Annotated in this window: 17 protein-coding genes; 11 read left to right on the top strand and 6 right to left on the bottom strand. The window is 59.4% G+C overall.

Annotated features, from left to right (window positions below):
- Positions 1-537: 537 nt before the first annotated feature.
- On the bottom strand, positions 538-1,863 hold the full coding sequence (locus EPK99_RS01740) for an Nramp family divalent metal transporter (RefSeq protein ID WP_128440907.1): 1,326 nt from the start codon (positions 1,861-1,863) through the stop codon (positions 538-540).
- A 340-nt stretch (positions 1,864-2,203) separates the two neighbouring features.
- Here EPK99_RS01740 and EPK99_RS01745 point away from each other — a divergent pair, with 340 nt between their 5' ends.
- Positions 2,204-2,551: a hypothetical protein gene (locus EPK99_RS01745; RefSeq protein WP_128440908.1), complete on the top strand. Its 348-nt coding sequence runs from the start codon at positions 2,204-2,206 to the stop codon at positions 2,549-2,551.
- Positions 2,535-4,148 carry a methyl-accepting chemotaxis protein gene (locus EPK99_RS01750; protein WP_128440909.1) on the top strand — a complete coding sequence of 538 codons (1,614 nt, stop codon included), beginning with the start codon at positions 2,535-2,537 and terminating at the stop codon, positions 4,146-4,148. The genes EPK99_RS01745 and EPK99_RS01750 overlap by 17 nt, the downstream gene beginning before the upstream one ends.
- A gap of 80 nt (positions 4,149-4,228) precedes the next feature.
- Here EPK99_RS01750 and EPK99_RS01755 read toward each other — a convergent pair whose 3' ends face one another.
- On the bottom strand, positions 4,229-5,491 hold the full coding sequence (locus tag EPK99_RS01755) for a D-tagatose-bisphosphate aldolase, class II, non-catalytic subunit (RefSeq protein WP_128440910.1): 1,263 nt from the start codon (positions 5,489-5,491) through the stop codon (positions 4,229-4,231).
- A gap of 1 nt (position 5,492) precedes the next feature.
- Positions 5,493-6,476, bottom strand: a complete 984-nt coding sequence (locus EPK99_RS01760) for a tagatose kinase (protein WP_128440911.1) — start codon at positions 6,474-6,476, stop codon at positions 5,493-5,495.
- Between the two features lie 322 nt (positions 6,477-6,798).
- On the opposite strand from EPK99_RS01760, the gene EPK99_RS01765 reads away from it, so the two are divergent.
- The 4 genes from EPK99_RS01765 to EPK99_RS01780 all read left to right on the top strand — a co-directional run bounded on the left by EPK99_RS01765 (position 6,799) and on the right by EPK99_RS01780 (position 11,146).
- Positions 6,799-8,112, top strand: a complete 1,314-nt coding sequence (locus tag EPK99_RS01765; RefSeq protein ID WP_164901663.1) for an ABC transporter substrate-binding protein — start codon at positions 6,799-6,801, stop codon at positions 8,110-8,112.
- 134 nt (positions 8,113-8,246) lie between these two features.
- Positions 8,247-9,017: an L-iditol 2-dehydrogenase gene (locus EPK99_RS01770; RefSeq protein WP_128440912.1), complete on the top strand. Its 771-nt coding sequence runs from the start codon at positions 8,247-8,249 to the stop codon at positions 9,015-9,017.
- Positions 9,018-9,033: 16 nt separating this feature from the next.
- A complete protein-coding gene (locus tag EPK99_RS01775; RefSeq protein WP_128440913.1) occupies positions 9,034-10,047 on the top strand; it encodes a zinc-dependent alcohol dehydrogenase family protein in 1,014 nt (337 codons plus the stop codon).
- A 79-nt stretch (positions 10,048-10,126) separates the two neighbouring features.
- Positions 10,127-11,146 (top strand): LacI family DNA-binding transcriptional regulator, encoded by a 1,020-nt coding sequence (locus EPK99_RS01780; RefSeq protein ID WP_128442116.1) that lies wholly within the window; start codon positions 10,127-10,129, stop codon positions 11,144-11,146.
- 452 nt (positions 11,147-11,598) lie between these two features.
- Here EPK99_RS01780 and EPK99_RS01785 read toward each other — a convergent pair whose 3' ends face one another.
- The 3 genes from EPK99_RS01785 to EPK99_RS01795 all read right to left on the bottom strand — a co-directional run bounded on the left by EPK99_RS01785 (position 11,599) and on the right by EPK99_RS01795 (position 14,752).
- On the bottom strand, positions 11,599-12,855 hold the full coding sequence (locus tag EPK99_RS01785) for an arsenic transporter (RefSeq protein WP_128440914.1): 1,257 nt from the start codon (positions 12,853-12,855) through the stop codon (positions 11,599-11,601).
- Between the two features lie 42 nt (positions 12,856-12,897).
- Positions 12,898-14,139 carry an MFS transporter gene (locus EPK99_RS01790; RefSeq protein WP_128440915.1) on the bottom strand — a complete coding sequence of 414 codons (1,242 nt, stop codon included), beginning with the start codon at positions 14,137-14,139 and terminating at the stop codon, positions 12,898-12,900.
- Positions 14,140-14,236: 97 nt separating this feature from the next.
- Complete coding sequence (locus EPK99_RS01795; protein ID WP_128440916.1) at positions 14,237-14,752, bottom strand: hypothetical protein; 516 nt, start codon at positions 14,750-14,752, stop codon at positions 14,237-14,239.
- Between the two features lie 136 nt (positions 14,753-14,888).
- Here EPK99_RS01795 and EPK99_RS01800 point away from each other — a divergent pair, with 136 nt between their 5' ends.
- From EPK99_RS01800 to EPK99_RS01820, 5 genes are all read left to right on the top strand, one after another.
- A complete protein-coding gene (locus EPK99_RS01800; protein WP_128440917.1) occupies positions 14,889-15,551 on the top strand; it encodes a response regulator transcription factor in 663 nt (220 codons plus the stop codon).
- Between the two features lie 41 nt (positions 15,552-15,592).
- Positions 15,593-16,933, top strand: coding sequence for a sensor histidine kinase (locus EPK99_RS01805; RefSeq protein WP_245455595.1), 1,341 nt, complete (start codon positions 15,593-15,595; stop codon positions 16,931-16,933).
- Between the two features lie 211 nt (positions 16,934-17,144).
- Entirely contained in the window at positions 17,145-17,741 is a 597-nt protein-coding gene (locus EPK99_RS01810) for an RNA polymerase sigma factor (protein ID WP_281033433.1), read from the top strand.
- Positions 17,734-18,171, top strand: a complete 438-nt coding sequence (locus EPK99_RS01815; RefSeq protein WP_128440920.1) for a hypothetical protein — start codon at positions 17,734-17,736, stop codon at positions 18,169-18,171. Before EPK99_RS01810 ends, EPK99_RS01815 begins: the two co-directional genes overlap by 8 nt.
- Entirely contained in the window at positions 18,168-18,620 is a 453-nt protein-coding gene (locus tag EPK99_RS01820; protein WP_128440921.1) for a periplasmic heavy metal sensor, read from the top strand. The genes EPK99_RS01815 and EPK99_RS01820 overlap by 4 nt, the downstream gene beginning before the upstream one ends.
- Positions 18,621-18,656 lie beyond the last annotated feature (36 nt).

Raw genomic sequence — 18,656 nt, forward strand, 5'->3', positions numbered from 1 at the left:
TTACAGCGCGAAATAGTGTTTTGCAGTCGGGTGAGGAACCGTTGACGGCAAAACCTGAGAGGCCTCGCAACTTTGCCGATTTTCGAACCTCATAGACGCCTGATCTGGCTTCGAACGAATGAAATACTCGCAATCGTCAATGGATGGCTTGTTTGACCCAAAATTCTCAGGCGTAGGCGCTGAGACCGGCCAGGATCAGTAGCGACAAGAATAGGAGGGGCGGCGGCAGTTCTTTATAGTTCCGAATGCGGACAATAGCCGCAATCGCTGCAAGCATGATGTCTCTACCAATCTTTCATAGTAGGCAACGTCACATGAGCGACCTGCTCACAGGCCATCGTCTTCACAGCGATGACACGCCTGTTCGGTGCTGCAGCCGGAGCCGGGCAAAATCAGGTCTAGCGATTGTGGACCTATGTTCGCAACAGTCGTCCCTATGGTGACTAAACTCCGACAAGTAATGCTAATCCTCCTCACCAACGGCCGAACACTGATCATTGATGTGGTTCGAGCCTTCATCGTCAGCTTCCCGGCCAACTACGACACGAAATCGTACAGTAGCTTGACGTTCAGCAACGCGATGACGACGGCGATCACCCAGGCAAATGCCGACAGCCACAGCGGTGCTGTCAGCTCACCCATCTTGGTCCGGTCCGACGTGAACATGACCAGCGGGAACACCGCGAATGATAGCTGGAGGCTCAGGACGACCTGGGTCAGGATCAGGAGCTGTCCCGTCCCACTGTCGCCAAAAGCGATGGTGACACCTGCAGCCGGAACAATTGCGATCGCCCGCGTGATGAGCCGCCGTAGCCACGGTGCAAGCCGGATGTTGAGAAATCCCTCCATGATTATCTGACCCGCCAGCGTCGCAGTGACAGTCGAGTTGATGCCGCAACAGAGAAGAGCAATGCCGAACAGCATCGGGGCGATTGCGAGACCGAGCAGTGGAGCTAGAAGGCTGTGGGCCTCGCCGAGTTCCGCGACGGTGGTCTGCCCGGTTTTGTGAAAGGTGGCAGCCGCCAGGATCAGGATGGAGGCGTTCACGAGCAGCGCGAACATGAGGGCAATGGTCGAGTCAATGGTCGCGAACTTCAGCGCCTCTCGCTTTTCCGGAAGCGTCTCGCCGTACGCCCGTGTCTGAACGATGCCCGAGTGGAGATAGAGGTTGTGCGGCATGACGGTCGCCCCAAGAATACCGAGCGCTAGGTAAAGCATGTCGGGATTAGTGAGGATGTCGGTGGTGGGCGCGAAGCCGAGGATCACTTGGCCCCAATCGGGGTCGGCAAGCGCAATCTGGATGGTGAAGCAGACGGCGATGACCCCGAGAAGGGTGATGACCAGCGCTTCGACCCAGCGGAAGCCCAGCTTCTGAAGGTAGAGGATCAGGAACACGTCCAGTGCCGTGATGATCACCCCCAGTTCCAGAGGGATGCCGAAAATCAGGTTAAGGCCGATGGCGGTGCCGATCACCTCGGCGATATCAGTCGCAATAATGGCGATCTCGGCCAGCAGCCACAGTATCATCGCCACCGACTTCGGGAACGCGTCGCGGCAGGCCTGAGCGAGATCCCTGCCCGAGCCGATGGCTAGGCGGGCGCACAAGGACTGAAGGACGATCGCCATGATGTTCGAAACCAGCGCGACTGTCAGGAGGGCGTAGCCAAACTTCGACCCGCCAGCGAGCGATGTCGCCCAGTTGCCCGGATCCATGTAGCCGACAGCGACCAGATAGCCGGGGCCGAAGAAGGCCATCGCCCTTCGGAACGTCCCGGATCCCGCGGCCACCCCTATGGACCGGTGCACGTCCGAGAGCGAGGCCTCACCCATGGTCCGCTGCCACCCCTTGACCGGTTTATCCATAGCTTCATCCATTTTTTATAGTCTTAGCTTAGTTGCTCTTGCAAATCATTCGCATGAAGATCGAGCAATGACAAGAGGGGTGTCATCGACGTGCCGCTATCCGCTCGACACATGTATCCGCTGTAGCCGCCGACGCTGATCTGACGCAGTGAACTACTTCCAAACCAAGCAACTTTACAAAATGATGCCTGACAGACTTGAAGGCGACGACACTTTAGGCGTTCATGTACCCCTCATCTGCATGTCTTTACGTTATATCGTCAGTAAACTGGGATGATTTCTTAACTGGCCGTAAATAAATCTAGAGCACTCTCTAAGCCATTGAAAACAGGCGTTTCACATGGCAAAAGCTTTTGCTGTCGACTCTACAACACAAATGAACTGGAAGATCGTCGCCAGCGGCTTCCTGGCCATGATTTTGCTTGTCACTTGGATGTGGAGCGTACCGCGCGGCGCTTTTGTCGTCGTTGTTGCAAGGCCGTTTACGACGATACAATCGACATGGTCCCTGATTGCTGATGCCGACGGCTCTTTCGTCAGTACTGGTATCGCACCTTGGGTCGCCGTTGCCTATTCTAATGCTCCCTCCTTTCCGGCGCGTTTGCGAAGTGCGGGCGCCTTGCTTGTCCTTAATGCCGATCTGATTTCCACTTGCCAGCAGGAAAATTCCGATGAGCGCCCTCGATAAAATTCGCCAGAAATCCTCAATTGGTATTATTGCGCTTCTCTGGATCAATGTCGTCCTGATCATCCTGAGAAACCTGTTTCGCGCCGAAGGCATCGACCTGGCTTCGATCGTTACGGGTGCGATCATAGCCATTCTAGCGAGCGTTTTGTGGAATAGCGATCGCACAGGACCCACTACCCGCGTGGTGACGTCGGTGGCGCACGCGGCATTGGTTGCTGTTCTGGTGTTTTCGTTTTCCGGCTCGCCATTGCAGATCGACATGCACATGTATTTCTTCGCCAATCTTGCGATTTGCGCCGTTTGGGTGGATTGGCGCGCAATCCTCGCCTATGCGGCCTTTGTTAGCGTCCATCATATTCTCTTGTTCTTCCTCTCATCCCTCGCCGTCTTTCCAGAAGGATCCGATTTCTCGCGGGTGGTGCTGCACGCCACGATCTTGATTGCCGAAACTGGCGTGCTGTTTGCGCTGGTGTACTCTTTGATCTCCGCCCTCGTATCCGCGGAGGCAGCCATGGATCAGGCGAAGACCGCGCAAGAAGTTAACGCCGAGATGGCGCTTCGAGCCAAAGAGGCGGATCTGGAGATGGAAGCCGAACGCCAGCGTGTAAGTTTGCAGGCCGAAGCGGCAGCCCAGAAACGTTTGCAAGAGGCCACAGACGGCCTTGCAAAAGGTCTCCGCCAGCTTGCAGCGGGCGATCTTGCCTTCCAGATCAGCGTACCATTCTCCTCCGAGTTCGAGGCGCTACGACACGATCTCAATATTGCGGTAAAGCAGCTCGGAGAAACCCTGTCCGCAGTCGCAGACTCGGTGGGCGCTATTGACACCGGCAGCAGCGAAATCAGTCACGCTGCCGGAGACCTGTCAAGGCGGACTGAGCAGCAGGCAGCATCGCTCGAAGAAACAGCAGCAGCCCTGGATGAGATTACGGCTAACGTTGCAAATTCCACCAAACGCGCGGAGGAGGCTCGTGCAATTGCCGCGCAAGCCAACACAAGCGCCTCGGAATCAGGCATGGTTGTGGCAAGTGCAGTGGACGCCATGCGCAAGATTGAAGAATCGTCCAATCAGGTCTCCAACATCATCGGCGTCATCGATGAAATCGCTTTCCAGACTAATCTTCTAGCGCTGAATGCCGGCGTGGAAGCTGCTCGGGCTGGAGACGCAGGTAAGGGTTTTGCGGTGGTCGCGCAGGAAGTGCGAGAACTGGCACAACGGTCGGCACAAGCAGCTCGTGAAATCAAGGAATTGATCCGCAGCTCGAGCATTGAGGTGCAAAGTGGCGTCAAGCTCGTTCGCGAAACGGGTGCAGCCTTGAAAACCATCGAAAACTACATCGTCACTGTCAACGAGCATATGGATGCGATGGCGATATCATCGCGAGAACAGTCAACCGGTCTTGCAGAGGTGAACACCGCAGTTAATCAACTGGATCAGGTCACCCAACAGAACGCCGCTATGGTGGAGGAGACCAGCGCGGCCGGAACCGCTCTTGCCTCTGAAACCGGCAAACTTCGTGCACTGATAGAAAAATTTCAGTTCGACGCTAAAAGCTCCGCCCAAGCTGTCGCACGTCAACGCAGAAATCAAGCCGCTTGAGACGGCTGTTGCGATACAACGGCAGGAGCTCTGATGCGGGGCATCAGCGGTAATCCTCTTGCATCCCGGCTTGATGAGCGTCAACGTTGATGGATCGCTCTCTCGTAGATCGCGAGCACATCGTCGACGGCGTTCAGCAGTATCCCTTCCGCATTGGAGCCAGCTGTCGCCCAGCCGGGGAGGAACTGGTGCAGAAGCGGCTGCGGAATGCTTCTTCCCTTGAGAGCGTCCAAGAGCGTCTGGACAGCGGAAGCCGCCTCCGGCCGGTTCCAATAGTACCGTATCCGGTCACTGTAGCTGTAATGACGCTGTAGCCGGAGCGACGCGTCGTCGCCATGGTAATGTCCCTGCCAGTCGCCGGGGTGTTCGAGCATCAGCCGCTCCATCGTCGCCACAAGCGGGCGTGTCCCATAGGATGGAACCAGTTCGGAGGCGATCATGTCGAGGCCGTAGAGTGCCTGGCGGTAGGCGAAGGTGAGGCCGGGACCGACCTTCAGGATGGAGAAGCCGTCCCGCACGAGGGCGGTCAGCGCCTCTTCCGGCTGGTAGTCCGTAGAGTGCGCCTCGAAAACAAGCTTGCCGTGGTCGCGCAATACCCCAGCAAGATTCACCGCCTTCGGCGGGTTGTATTCGACGAAATTCTCGCTGCCGAACTCGACGCCAGGCTGGACGACGAATGCGAGCACCCGCTCAAACGCGTCATCGAGTCCTGCGGCTGCGAAGATCTCCCGGTGGATGGAGATCGTGCTTCTGGCGGCTTCGGGCGAAGTCGGCTCGACTCTGTCTAGCATATGGTCGGCGCCACCTGGAACCGGCACCTCGGTTCCAAGCACATAGACCGGAGGCGGAAGGCCAGCGGCATTGGCAGCGTCCTCCGCCACCTGGCACAGGTCTGCTGCCCGCCTTGCAATCGTGCGATCGTCAAGCGCCGCCGGCTCCCCGGCGCAGCCCATCGAGGTATCTATGTGGATCTTACTGAACCCCGCAGCGACGTAGGCTTCGACCATGTCCCGCGCCTTCGCCAGCGCAGCCTCTGCATGTTCTTTCCGCCAGGGATTGGGGCCGAGATGGTCGCCGCCGAAGATCAGGAGGCTGCGTTCCAGCCCTTCCTCTGCGGCAATCGCCTTCACAAGGCTGACGAAATCGGCCGGCGTCATGCCGGTATAGCCACCGAGATGGTTGACCTGGTTGCAGGTGGCTTCGATCAGGACATGCTGCTTGGTGGCGGATGCACGGCGCACGGCCGCACGAAGGACGGTTGGATGTGCCGAACAGACCGACGTGATCCCCAACGGAATGCCGTTGCGGCGCGCTGTTGCAAGTTCCAGGAGATAGTTGCTCATGTCAGGCCTTCGATCCGTTCGCTTCGATAAATTCATCAAGCTCCGCAAAGGTCGAAACGCCCTCCATCGGTCCCTGCTTCGTGACGGTGCGGGCGCCTGCCGCATTCGCATAACGAAGTGACTGCGCGGGAGAGCGGCCCTGTCGACGACAGGTGACGTAGGTCGCGCCGAAGCAGTCTCCCGCTCCCGTCGGGTCCAGTTCGTCCACGACGAAGGCGGGGCAGTCGATACGCTCCCCCGGTCGATACCACGACGATCCGAGAGCACCACGCTTGAGGACGATCTCGGAGATGCCGCGCGATAGGAGTTCGTGAACTGCGGCCTCTTCGTCCTCCAGTCCTGCCGCGATCGCCAGTTCCTCGCCAGAGGGAAGAAGGAGATCGGTGACCGACAGGATGTCTTCGAGGCGTCTTCTCGCCTCTCCCTGTCCCGCGACAAGCTCCTTGCGTATGTTGGGATCGAACGAGACCGTGCCTCCTCGCGACCTCACGGATGCGACCGCTTCGGCAAGAATCTCGGCGATCCCCGGAATGGCGAACGCGGAACCCATCACGTGAACATGGCCGGCACGCGAGACGAGAGCCTTTGCCGCCCCCGTCATGCGTATCTGTCCCGAGGCGGACCTTGCGATGTTGAATACGAAGTCGCGGGCGCCGTCGGGGCGGTAGCGGACGAAGGCGCTTCCGGTCGGAGCGTCCGACAGCACTTCGATGGCGGATACGTCAGCGCCGTCTCGCTTCAGCCGCTCGATGTTGAGACGTCCGAAGTCGTCGGATCCTACGGCCGAGATGATCCCCGCCGCACTGCCGAGCCTTGCCACCTGATCGATGAAGATTGCCGGAGCTCCGCTTGGAAATGGTCCAAGCAGCGTAAGAGGCTCGAGGAAACCTGTACCGACTGATGTCGACATGATTTCGACAAGTATCTCCCCTGCCGTGATCGTCGGCCCCAGCGCCTCTGGAGCTAGAACGGATGCGGTTTTCATGGCTCCTCCTACATTCTCGTATCGCCCCGGGGTTCTTCCCAGGCTGTGACTCAATAGAAAGCGACGACAACGCATGTCAAACTATTTTTGCGCGTGTAAATTTATGCTGCACCCGCGAAAATCGGCAATGAGATGAATATGCTTCGGTATTGGCAATGGACGCCGCATTGAGTGTATATTTTGTCGACAGACTGGTTGCACCGCAGCACATTTGCCTAGCTTGGCGTCGATACTTCGACTTGACACAGTGCACTATGACAGAAATAAATGTTTACGCATGTAAGTTTTTGTGTTTTTCACACTCGCAATGGAGGAGATTGTCATGAGTGTAAGGCCTAATATCCTATTGTCGTCAGTCGTCGGTGTCGGCCTGGTTGCAGGCATAGCAAATGCCGAGGACATCTCGATCGCTACAGTCAACAACGGCGACATGATTATCATGCAGAAGCTTTCCCAGCAGTGGGAGAAGCAGACTGGAAACAAGATCAAGTGGGTCGTTCTGGAGGAAAACGTCCTGCGCGAGCGCGTTACCACCGACATCGCCACCAAGGGCGGACAGTTCGACGTCATGACGATCGGCGGCTATGAAGCCCCGATCTGGGGGAAGTCCGGATGGCTGAGGCCTGTCGACGATCTTGGCAATGACTATGACTACGCGGACCTTCTCGATCCGATCAAGAAAGGCCTGACCGTCAATGGAAAGCTCTATGCTGTCCCCTTCTATACCGAGAGCTCCTTCACGCTCTACCGAAAGGACCTGTTCGACACCGCGGGTCTGAAAATGCCCGATCAGCCGAGCTACGACCAGATCAAGGAGTTCGCGGCAAAGCTCACGGACAAGTCTAAGGGGCAGTTCGGTATCTGCCTGCGCGGCAAGCCGGGCTGGGGCGAGAACATGGCCTTCCTCGGGACGATGGTGAACACCTATGGCGGACGGTGGTTCGACATGGACTGGAAGCCGCAGCTCAATAGCGGACCCTGGAAGAAAGCTGTCACCGACTATGTCGACCTCATGACCAAATACGGTCCATCCGGGGCAACGTCGAACGGCTTCAACGAGAACCAGACGCTGTTCGCGTCGGGGCGCTGTGCGATGTGGATCGACGCGACCTCGGCTGCAGGCCGCATCTACGACCCGAAGCAGAGCCAGGTGGCCGACAAGGTCGCTTTCACGCGGTCTCCGGTCGCCGTAACGCCTGCCGGGTCGAGTTGGTCCTGGTCTTGGAATCTCGCCATTCCGGCGACTTCGACCAAGGCCGAAGCTGCGAAATCATTCATAAAGTGGGCGACGTCGAAGGACTACGTCAAGCTCGTAGGTCAGTCCGAGGGATGGGTCGCGATACCACCCGGCACCCGCAAGTCTACCTACGCTCTTCCCGAGTACCAGAAGGCCGCTCCTTTTGCGGATACGGTGCTCAAGGCGATCATGTCTGCTGACCCGTCCAAGCCAACCCAGGATCCGGTTCCTTATACCGGCGTCCAGTTCGTGGCGATTCCGGAGTTCCAGAGCATCGGCACCTTCGTCGGACAGCAGATCAGCGCGGCTCTCGCGGGCCAGCAGTCCGTCGACGCGGCGCTCGATGCTGCACAGAAGCAGGTCACGCGGGACATGACCCGCGCCGGCTACATTAAGTAGAGCTTAAGCCTGTCGTTCGTGGCAGGCCCTCCCGAGGTGCCCGGCGGCCTGCCGTCGGGCACCGAACTCAATATTGCGACACAACCAGATGAACGGCCGCATCCTTCGAGGATACGGTTCGTCGGAGACGGACTATGAGACTGAAAGACAAGATCGCCCTGATCACTGGCGGCGCACGTGGCATTGGACTCGGCTTCGCGGAAGCCTTTGTGGCCGAAGGCGCGAAGGTCGTCATCGCCGACATCAACATCGAACGGGCAACCGAGGCAGCCTCGGCAATCGGTCCGTCGGCCAAAGCGGTGAAACTGGACGTCACGGAGGTGGCCGACATCGAACGGGTCGTGAAGGCCGTGGACGCGGAGTTCGGCGGCATCGACATCCTGGTCAACAACGCGGCCATTTTCGACATGGCGCCGATCAACGGCATCACCGAAGACAGCTACCAGAGGGTGATGGACGTGAACCTCAAGGGGCCACTGTTCGTTATGCGGGCGGTCTCCAACATCATGATCGACCGCAAGCGCGGCGGCAAGATCATCAACATGGCGAGCCAAGCGGGACGTCGTGGGGAGGCCCTCGTCACGCTCTACTGCGCCTCCAAGGCGGCTATCATCTCGGCCACCCAGTCTGCGGCTCTGGCGCTCGTCAAGCACGGCATCAACGTTAATGCGATTGCGCCGGGTGTGGTGGACGGCGAGCACTGGGAGGTGGTGGACGCCAAGTTTGCCGAGTGGGAGGGGCTGAAGCCCGGCGAGAAGAAGGCGCAGGTCGCGAAGTCGGTGCCGATCGGCCGCTTCGCGACACCTGACGACATCAAGGGGCTCGCCGTCTTCCTCGCGTCGTCCGACAGCGACTACATCCTCGCCCAGACCTATAACGTCGACGGCGGAAACTGGATGAGCTGATAGGGAGCGCAGTATCATGAAGGCCATCCATTTCATCGGGAGCGGCCAGCCGGTGCTGGCCGAAATACCGCTTCGGGACGAGCTTCCCGACGGACATGCCCTTATCCGTGTCAGGGCTTCGGGGCTCTGCCACACCGACATAGACGTGCTGCATGGCCGCTACGGGTCGAGCGCGTTCCCGGTCGTTCCCGGACATGAATATGCAGGAGAAATCGAAGCTCTCGCCGCCGACGTAGAGAGTTTCCAGGTCGGCGAGCGCATTGCCGTCGATCCCAACCTACCCTGCGGAACATGCGCCTCCTGCCGGAGGGGACTGACGAACCTGTGCACCGAACTCAAGGCCTACGGTGTGACGCATGACGGCGGCTTCGGCGAATACAGCGTCGTCCGGGCCGACCATCTCCACAGGATCGGCGATCTCGCCTTCGACCGCGCAGCGCTTGCCGAACCTCTCGCCTGCACCCTTAACGGCCTGAGGGCCGCGGGTGTGGTGCAAGGGACATCTCCTCCTTCCAACGCGATTGTCTTCGGCGCGGGCCCGATCGGGCTGCTCATGGCACTTTCCCTGCAAGCGAAAGGAGCAGGAACCGTAACGATAGCCGACGTCAACGAGAACCGCCTGGCCTTCGCCTCCGACCTCGGTCTCAAGACTGCGGTGTCCGGCTCGCACAGCCTCTCGTCGCAGCGGCACGCCTTCGATTTCGTGGCCGACGCGACCGGCGTCCCGGCCGTGGTCGAAAAGATGATCGACCTCGTCGAAGACGGGGGAACCGCTCTCTTGTTCGGAGTCTGCCCGCCCGCAGCGACCGTCGCCATTCATCCGTTCGAGGTGTTTCGTCGGCAGCTCAAGATCGTCGGCTCTCACTCCTTGAACCGCAACATCCCGGAGGCGATCGAGATCCTTAAAGCCGACGATGGCCGCATGGCAAGGCTCGTCAGCCATCGGCTTCCGCTCGAGGAGATACTTCCGTACTTTCTCGCAAAGCCTTCCGATCCGGCAACCATGAAGGTGCAATTCGTATCGGCTTGACGCCAGCCACACATGTTTAGATGAATGCCCCAGCAGGCTAGGCAGAAACGGAGCGGACGTGCCAAAACCGATCAAGACGATGGAGGACTTTTCGGAGTTTGTGGGGCTTTCGCGGCCGACCGTCTCGAAGTACTTCAACGACCCGTCTTCGGTGCGGAAAAAGACGCGAGACGCTATCGAGGAGGCGGTCAGAAAATCGGGATTCAAGCCGAACCTTTTCGCGGTAAATTTGAACCGTCGCAGGAGCAATATCATCGGGATCATAATCCCGAACGCACTGGATCCATTCTACATGGCGTTGACCCGCCGGATCGAGATGATCGCCGCTGAAGCCGGATTTCTTGCCTTCGTGTTGTCGTCGGACGGACGTCCGGAGATCGAGGACAACGCCGTCAGCACGCTGCGGTCCATGAACGTTGCGGGAGCCATCATCGCACCGATCGGCACGACATCCAGGAACTCGCCCTTGCGCGTTCTCGCACGGGACATTCCGCTGGTTTATGTGGACGCGCCTCCGGACGAGGAGGCTTCCTTCGTCGGAAGCGACAACCGCCAGAGCTTTGGCCTGATCGTCGATTACCTTTGCCGTTCCGGAGAACCTCCCTGCTTCTTTGGGATGCCCGAGGTAAATCGAAATGCCGCCCAGAGACGGAAGGTCTACGTTGAGGCCATGGAGACGGCGAACCTCAAACCCTCAGTGCTTGAAATTTCGACGGACACCACATGGGAATTCGAGCGCTTCGCTTTCGAAGAAGCTTCCCGCCTGTTTGAGAATCTCGACAGGCTGCCGACACGCACTATCGTCTGCGCCAACGACCGGCTTGCATTCGGCGTCATCGCCGCGGCGTGGCAGAAGGGCCTCAAAGTCGGCCACGGTGCCGCCTATGACCTGAGGGTGGCCGGACATGACGACCATCCCCTCTCGCAATACGCCTGCCCTCCGATTACGACGGTTGCACAGAACTACAACGAGGTCGGACGCCTCGCGATCGGCCTGCTGCTGAAAAAGCTTGGCGAGGCGGACGGCGGGGATGATCCGAACCTGAGGCAGGACCAGATCCTGCTGAAATCGAACCTGATGCTGCGTTCTTCGGCATAGCTGGTCCAAGAACCTAGTCATGACAGGGTTCGCGCGGCTCGAGCGAGGCTCCTGCCGGATAAGCTTATTCCAGCTTTGCCCAAGACGCTATCGACCGGCGTGTATCGGCCTCCGGCTACGTGGCATTGAATTATCCATGGAGTGGTCCAATGGAAAAGTGATTACGGCGAGCTTGAAGTCGGGTTCAGATTAGACCGTTAGGCTTCGTAACGGCGGAACCGCTGAAGATGTGAGGCTTTACGGCGGTACCTGGATCAAAGTCATTTAGCGCGAGGCGCCGCCACCATGGCTAAGATCTCGAACCTCTCCTGCAACCGTGTCGCTTGGTAGAGGGCCGCACTCGCCCAAGACGGAATTTAATGACTTATGGCGATATGGGATGTAGCTGCGGCACGCCTCGCAATCATTTCGGCATCGAGCCGGAAAGGCAAAACAGCAGCGAAGGCCCCTGATCACTGGATTGCAAGGACAGCCAGCGATGCCACCAAGGCGGGTATCATCACCACGAAGCCGATCTTCATGAATGCCCAGGCTCCGATCTGCAAACCCTCGCGACGAAGTGCAGTCAGCCAAAGTATCGTCGCAAGCGACCCGGTGATGGAAAGATTCGGGCCAAGATCGACACCTATCAAGACTGCGCCGGCGATCTTGTCGGATACCTGCGCCAATTGGACGGCGCTTCCCGCCACAAGTCCGGCTGGCAGATTGTTGACAAGGTTGGACACCAAAGCCACAGCGCCACCTGCTGCTGCGGCAGTCCATGTCGGACAGGCCTGAGCATAGTGCGAAAGAGACTGTGCCAGATAATCGATCAGTCCAGTCCGGTTCAATGCCTCGACGACAACGAACAAACCTGCGACCAGCGGCAATACACTCCATGAGACACCCTTCAGCGTCTCGACCGGGCTCCGGCGCGTGATTAGCAGGACTGCGGCAGTCGCCAGGCAACCTGCAAGAAACGTCGGAAGACCGAGATCGAGATGCAAAGCCGACGCCCCGAGAAGGAGGATAGCCGTCCCGCACAATGCAACACCCGCGAGCTTCGCGCTGGAAGACAAAGGCGCGGCCTGCACATTGGAGGCGACGCTATCGGCCGAAATGACCAAGCGCTGGCTCCAGTACAGTGCAAGAAATGTGACGATGATGGAGACGAGCGAAGGCAGAGCGAACGTGGCAAGCCAACGCGATAGCGGCGGCATGTCCCCTCCTGCGAAAATCACCAGATTGGCGGGATTGGAAATGGGAAGGACGAAGCTTGCGGCATTGGCGATGAAGGCGCAGATGAGCAGATAGGGCATCGGGTCCCTCACCTTCGCGACACGGCAGGCCGCGTAGACGGCAGGCGTCAGCACCACTGCGGTCGCGTCGTTCGACAAGAAAACGGTCACCATGATCCCAACCGCGTAGATCAGGGCAAAAAGACGCTTGGGCGATCCCTTGGCATGGGTGGTCGCAATCGAAGCGAGCCAATCGAACAGTCCTTCCTGGCGCGCGAGTTCAGAGAGCAACATCATGCCGATCAGAAACAGATAGACGTCGATACCCTTTGCAACGCCGGCCAAGGCATCATTCGGACCGATGAGCCCTAACCCCACAAGTAGAACGGCGCCGAGAACCGCCCATATTGCTTCTGGCCACGCGAAGGGCCGCGTGATCACGCCGAGTGCGGTCAAGCCGGCGATGCCCCAGGTCATGGTTAATGTGTCCATCATTTTCCAACCGAATTTCGTAGCGGATGCGGACATTCGCCATCAGCGATCGACCGCTGCATCCATACCGTTCTTTTGCGACGGAGCAATACTGTCGCGGCCAATGACAAAGACCGCTACAGCAAGCAGGGCGATACCGCCGTGGACCCAGTAGGCAAGCCCGTATCCGCCGATGTTCGTCAGCCAGCCTGCAACGATGTTGCTGAGCGACGCCCCTATTCCCTGGACGGTCATCACCGCGGCCAGACCGACGTTGAACCGACCAGTGCCAGCTAAAATTCGCTCTGCGGCGATCGGGGTTGCAATGCCGATCAGACCGGCGCCGATACCATCGAGGATTTGAACCGGGAAGATTGCTGTAAAATCCGTGAATGAGCCGGCGATCGCACCGCGGATCGGCAACGCCAGCAACGCGATGACGAAGACAGCTGCCAAACCGAAGCGGCGGATGAGAAACGGTGCGGCAAGAGCCATGGCGATCATCGACAGCTGCGAGACACCCGTGGTCACTGCGGTTGTGCGGAATGGCGTACCAAGCTGGATGGAGAAGTCCTGCGCAATAAGGCGGCTGATCGGCGCATTGCCGAAATGGAAGATCATCAGCGTCACGGCAAGCAGGATTAAACCCCTGCTACCGACCAGGACAGAGTAGCCGGACGGACCAGGCGCGCCGTCGTCATGTGCCAGACCTCGCGCCACGTCATGGTTGATCCTGTTGGGATCGATTGCAAGCGCCGCCAGTACGGCAGCGATCGCAGTCAGGACCATAAGTCCGATAACCCCATTCAGGCCGAATGCCACGGTCGCCGCGTAGATGCCCGCAAGAGACACAACGTTACCAAGGTGATTCCAGAACTCGTTTCTGGACACCTGGTGCGAAAAGCGTCGTTCGCCGACAAGCCCCAGCGTCAGGCCCATGAGCGCCGGACCGACGATAGCACCTACGATTGCCGTCGCCGACTGGCCACCGAAGACCGAGGCATTGCCCGGACTGGCAAGCGTCCACAACGCCGCGGCGGTGACCAGGATCACTGGGATGATGATCAGCATGCGCTTGCGGCGAGAGGCATCGACCCAGGCACCGAATAGCGGCGTTGCGACCATCCCCAGAACGCCACCAAGCGTGGCGATAATGCCGAGCGTCATTGGTGACCAGCCGTGGGTTGCCAGAAACCCGTCCAGGAAGGGACCCAGGCCGTCACGCGCGTCGGCCAGGAAGAAGTTGAGGAAGGCAAGCGCGACCAACGAGTGGTCGGTCAGGCCTGTCTGTGAGGTGGTTTGCATGCCGGCCTCTCTTCGCATTGTGTGCTATGGTTTGTGATGGCCGCCGTGAACGGACGACGGATGTCAAAGTTCCAGGCGGCCGGAGCGGCTATGCTCGTCAAGGCTTGCCATGTCGTAACATGTCTTCCAGCGGGCCATGGCGCGGCGGGCCGCCTGCCGGTCCGAGTACTTCGATGCTGCCATCCTGACGAACGATGTAGGTCGCGTGCAGGAAGCCATGCTCGAACCGGCCCTGAACGCTGACGGCTTCAGCGAGCCCAACAAGCGTGCCACTCTCTCCGGAAGGCCCGGTCTCGACGAGTGCCCGTCCGCTGTCATCTTGGACGATGAACTTGTTGCCGAAGACCTCGGCCACCTTTCCCTTGACGGTGACCAGGCTCCAGTCCTGCATCGACGAAATGGCAACCGGCGTCATGGGCGCAAGTTCTATGCTTGGGCTGGCGAGCTTCATCGCTCCGGCGCCGGCCGCCGCTCCAAGCGCCAGGATCGCGAATGCTGTTATGCCGAACGCCGCCCGACGCCGAGTCCGATTTTTGTGCGGTGGCTTCGGCGGATGCGGCGTGCCGACGTCCTCGTGACGAGTATGGGACGTGGTGTGGTCTACGTTTGACATGCAAATCTCCTTTTTCTGGTTTGATGGGAGAGTCATATCAGTGCATCGCCACCGATAGCCTGAACCTCGCGGTTCAGCTTGAGTTAAGCCTTGGTGTCCTAGAGAATTGGAATTCCTCGTCAGAAATGGATCAGACATGCGCGTGCTTCTTGTCGAAGACGACACCGACCTTTCCAAGCGCATTGCCACCAGCCTTAGAGCGGAAAGCTTCGTCGTCGACATCGCTCAGAACGGGGAGGACGCGCAGCATGCCGGCCTCACCGAGTTCTATGACGTAGCAGTCCTTGATCTTGGATTACCAAAGATCGACGGCGTATCCGTCCTCAAATCCTGGCGCGCGGCCGAGCGAACCTTTCCAGTGCTCATCCTGACGGCCCGCGACGGATGGTCGGACAAGGTCGAAAGCTTCAAGGCGGGAGCCGACGATTTTCTGACCAAACCCTTCAAGGTCGAGGAACTGGTGCTGCGGCTACGCGCCCTTGTCCGGCGCGCCACCGGGCACGCGAGCTCGAAGGTCACGTGCGGACCAGTGACATTCGACGCCCAGCTTGGCACGTTCGAACTCAGCGGCTTGCCCTTGAAGCTCACAGCTCTGGAATGGCGTGTGTTGTCGTGTTTGACGCTGCGCAAGGGCGCTGTTGTCGAACGGCGCGAGCTGATCGAACGGGTCTACGAAGGAGATGCAGAGGTCGATTCCAATTCGATCGAGGTCATCGTCGCCAGATTGCGCCGAAAGATCGGACCGGAACTGATCGAGACCGTGCGCGGCCGTGGCTATATGCTGACGGCCGCGCCATGAGAAGCCTTCGGCGCTATCAACGCTCATCGATATCGAAACGGTTGGCTGGATTTTCGCTCGTCTTCGTGACTGCCACGATCATTGTTGCGTCAATTATTCTGTACTTTATCGTCGCTAGCGTCGTGCGCGAACAGATCGATCAGCGGCTTGATACCCAGATAGACGGACTACGCAGTGCCCTCTCGGTCAACTCGGAAGGATCTGTGGTGCTCGCAACATCGTTGGACGGTCCGCCGTTCGAACGCCAGGGCTCGGGGTGGTATTGGCAGGTCTCCGGTGACCATTTGCATATCACCTCAAGATCGCTTGCCGGCCAAACCATCGACAACCCTCCCCGCCCTTTCGACTGGCGGCATGTCTTGAGCGGCGCGCCACAACCGGCTGACCACGCGGACTTCCGCGGAGAGGAACTTTATATGCGCGTGGCCGAGGCTGTCGTCGGCAACAAGTCGGTCGAAATCTCTGTCACGGCGCCACAATCGGCGCTGACCGCGCCAGCCCGTCGTGCCCTCTTCTGGTTGGTTCCCGCGATGGCGCTGCTGGGGACTGTCTTGCTTGCGGGCATCCTGCTTCAGGTACGCTATGGTTTACAGCCTCTGCGGCAACTGTCCGAACACGTATCTGCGATCACTGCGGGTCGTCTACTCCGGCTGCCCGATGTCGATGTGGCGGAACTGCGCCCTGTCTCCGAGCAGATCAATCGGATGGTCGATCAAAACCTCCAGCGGCTGGCTGAAACGCGCCTGCACTTTGCGAACCTTGCCCATGGCCTTAAGACGCCGGTTGCCAGCCTTTCGCTCGCGCTCGATGCCAACAACGACCCTGAGGGCGAGATGCGCAAACTGGTCGACAGGATCGACCAGCGTATTCGTCATCATCTCGCCCGCGCCAGAAGAACCGCCGCCAGCGGGATGGGGTCAAGCACGTTCATCAAGCCTCGCGTCGATGATCTGGTGCTCGTCATGTCGCGAATTTATGCCGATCGAGGCATCATCCTTCTTTGCGATATCGATCCAGACCTGCGCGTTGCCTGCGCTGAAGACGATCTCGATGAGATCCTCGGCAACCTCATCGACAATGCGTACAAATGGGCAAGTAACGCGATTGAAATCTCGGCTGAAACCGAGGGCAATGCGATCGTTATCACGATCGCAGACGACGGTCCCGGTCTGGCGCAAGAAGCGATCGCGGACGCATTCCTGCCCGGAAGACGCATGGACGAAACTGTTCCGGGAGACGGCTTCGGATTGACGATTGCCAGCGAACTCGTGCAGCTCTACGGCGGCTCGATCATGGTCCAGAATGGCGGCGATGGGGGATTGCAACAAACAGTCAGTTTGCCAAAGGCGATCGAAGTGTCGAGCCTGGAGCTCCATCGATAATCGTTTTGCCTTTCTTTGCTGGCGGCACGATGTTTGAAATTCAAATCGACGCGGCGGATCTGCCAAAAACTTCTTAAAGGATCGACGGAATATCGCTCTCCTCGCGTTAAAGGTACATTCGACGTGCCGTCCTTTGTCAGCCTCTGGAGAATTCTGATCCACTTCGTCCTAACGCGTAGCCGATCCTTTCGCATGCCCGGCCTCGACGGCGTTGCCATGCGCTGCACATCCGAGCCTTACCCGTGCCAGCGACGATGACATGATCGAAGATCCGGATGGAGAGCTGGTGAAGGGGGTTGCGGCGGGCGATCCGGCCGCGATGCGGACCATGGTCGCACGCAAGCTGCCGCGTTTTCTGGCACTTGCCAACCGCATGCTCGCCGATCCGGCAGAGGCGGAGGATGTGGTGCAGGAAACCTTCCTGCGCATCTGGAAGCATGCCGGCGGCTGGCGGCAGGGCCGCGCTCGCTTCGATACCTGGGCGCACCGCGTGACGATCAACCTTTGCTACGACCGCCTGCGCAAGCGGCGTGACGTGCTGATGGCCGAGCCTCCGGAACAGATGGACCAAGCGCCCTTGCCGGATGCCGGACTGACGGGCCGCGAAGCAGAAAGCCGGCGGGTCGACAAAGCGTTGCTGGGACTGGCACCCCGGCAACGTGAAGCGATCATACTGGTATATTACCAGGACATGTCGAACCAGGAGGCAGCAAACGTGATGCAGATCAGCGTTGATGCACTGGAAAGTCTGCTGGCACGCGGACGGCGGGCGCTGCAGAAGATTCTGACAGGAGATGATGATGAGTAACGACGGCAAGCAAGACATGGATCTCGAACGGTTCCGTGCGCTCGTCGAAGCCTATGGCGGCGACCGGAAACGCTGGCCCGAAGACAGGCGCGAAGCAGCCGACCGCGTTGCCGCAACGGAGGCGGGGCGTGCACTGGTGCGTGAGGCTTGCCGTCTGGATGCGTTTCTTGCGCTGTCTGCAACGTCCCTTCCGCCCGCGGCTTTGACCGGCCGCATTTTGCAATCAGCAGACAAGCGCATCACGTTGCGCCGCAGGCTGCAGCGGTGGCTGGTCGGGGCGGGACTTGTGGGCGTTGGTCTTGCCGGTGGCCTTACCGGCGCACTGGCTGTTGCGGTCGTTGCCCCGCCGCCCCAGATCCCGATTGCCGACACCGCGACGGCCTTCGGCAATATCATGACCGAAGCCGAGATTGCACAGGAGATACAATGACCGAGCAGGGTTTCAAACGACTGGCTATCGGCCTTCTGGTCCTCAACACGTTCCTGATCTGCGCCCTCGCCGGTGCCGGTTTCTTCTATCTCTACGGCAATGTCTCGACCCCGCCCTCGCGACTGCCTCTTGCGGGCGAACAGCTGCCTTCAAAACTGCGCGGCGAATTTCAGAAGGCTCTCAACGATGCTCGCCGCGATGTGCGGTCTACCGGATTGGAGGCACGGCAGGCGCGCGTCGAGGCCGCGGCCCTGATGGGCAAGCCGGATCTCGACGGCATCGCGCTGGCCGATGCGCTGAAGCGTGCCCGCGAGGCTGAGTATGCAGTGCGGGCAGCCACGGAGCAGAAGGCGATCGATTTCGTGGCCAACCTCTCCGTCGATGAACGCCGCCGCCTTGCCGATGGCCTGATCCAGCGCGAGGCGCCGCAGCGCCCTGCCACGAAATGATCATATTTGAGAAGCGACGGATTTGAACCGACACTG

The sequence above is a fragment of the Neorhizobium lilium genome, assembly GCF_004053875.1.
GTDB lineage: Bacteria > Pseudomonadota > Alphaproteobacteria > Rhizobiales > Rhizobiaceae > Neorhizobium > Neorhizobium lilii.

Excerpts from the sequence above, each read along its gene's own strand:
- EPK99_RS01740 (WP_128440907.1), bottom strand. The coding sequence starts at position 1,863 with ATGGATAAACCGGTCAAGGGGTGGCAGCGGACCATGGGTGAGGCCTCG.
- EPK99_RS01745 (WP_128440908.1), top strand. The coding sequence starts at position 2,204 with ATGGCAAAAGCTTTTGCTGTCGACTCTACAACACAAATGAACTGGAAG.
- EPK99_RS01750 (WP_128440909.1), top strand. The coding sequence starts at position 2,535 with ATGAGCGCCCTCGATAAAATTCGCCAGAAATCCTCAATTGGTATTATT.
- EPK99_RS01755 (WP_128440910.1), bottom strand. The coding sequence starts at position 5,491 with ATGAGCAACTATCTCCTGGAACTTGCAACAGCGCGCCGCAACGGCATT.
- EPK99_RS01760 (WP_128440911.1), bottom strand. The coding sequence starts at position 6,476 with ATGAAAACCGCATCCGTTCTAGCTCCAGAGGCGCTGGGGCCGACGATC.
- EPK99_RS01765 (WP_164901663.1), top strand. The coding sequence starts at position 6,799 with ATGAGTGTAAGGCCTAATATCCTATTGTCGTCAGTCGTCGGTGTCGGC.
- EPK99_RS01770 (WP_128440912.1), top strand. The coding sequence starts at position 8,247 with ATGAGACTGAAAGACAAGATCGCCCTGATCACTGGCGGCGCACGTGGC.
- EPK99_RS01775 (WP_128440913.1), top strand. The coding sequence starts at position 9,034 with ATGAAGGCCATCCATTTCATCGGGAGCGGCCAGCCGGTGCTGGCCGAA.
- EPK99_RS01780 (WP_128442116.1), top strand. The coding sequence starts at position 10,127 with ATGGAGGACTTTTCGGAGTTTGTGGGGCTTTCGCGGCCGACCGTCTCG.
- EPK99_RS01785 (WP_128440914.1), bottom strand. The coding sequence starts at position 12,855 with ATGGACACATTAACCATGACCTGGGGCATCGCCGGCTTGACCGCACTC.
- EPK99_RS01790 (WP_128440915.1), bottom strand. The coding sequence starts at position 14,139 with ATGCAAACCACCTCACAGACAGGCCTGACCGACCACTCGTTGGTCGCG.
- EPK99_RS01795 (WP_128440916.1), bottom strand. The coding sequence starts at position 14,752 with ATGTCAAACGTAGACCACACCACGTCCCATACTCGTCACGAGGACGTC.
- EPK99_RS01800 (WP_128440917.1), top strand. The coding sequence starts at position 14,889 with ATGCGCGTGCTTCTTGTCGAAGACGACACCGACCTTTCCAAGCGCATT.
- EPK99_RS01815 (WP_128440920.1), top strand. The coding sequence starts at position 17,734 with ATGAGTAACGACGGCAAGCAAGACATGGATCTCGAACGGTTCCGTGCG.
- EPK99_RS01820 (WP_128440921.1), top strand. The coding sequence starts at position 18,168 with ATGACCGAGCAGGGTTTCAAACGACTGGCTATCGGCCTTCTGGTCCTC.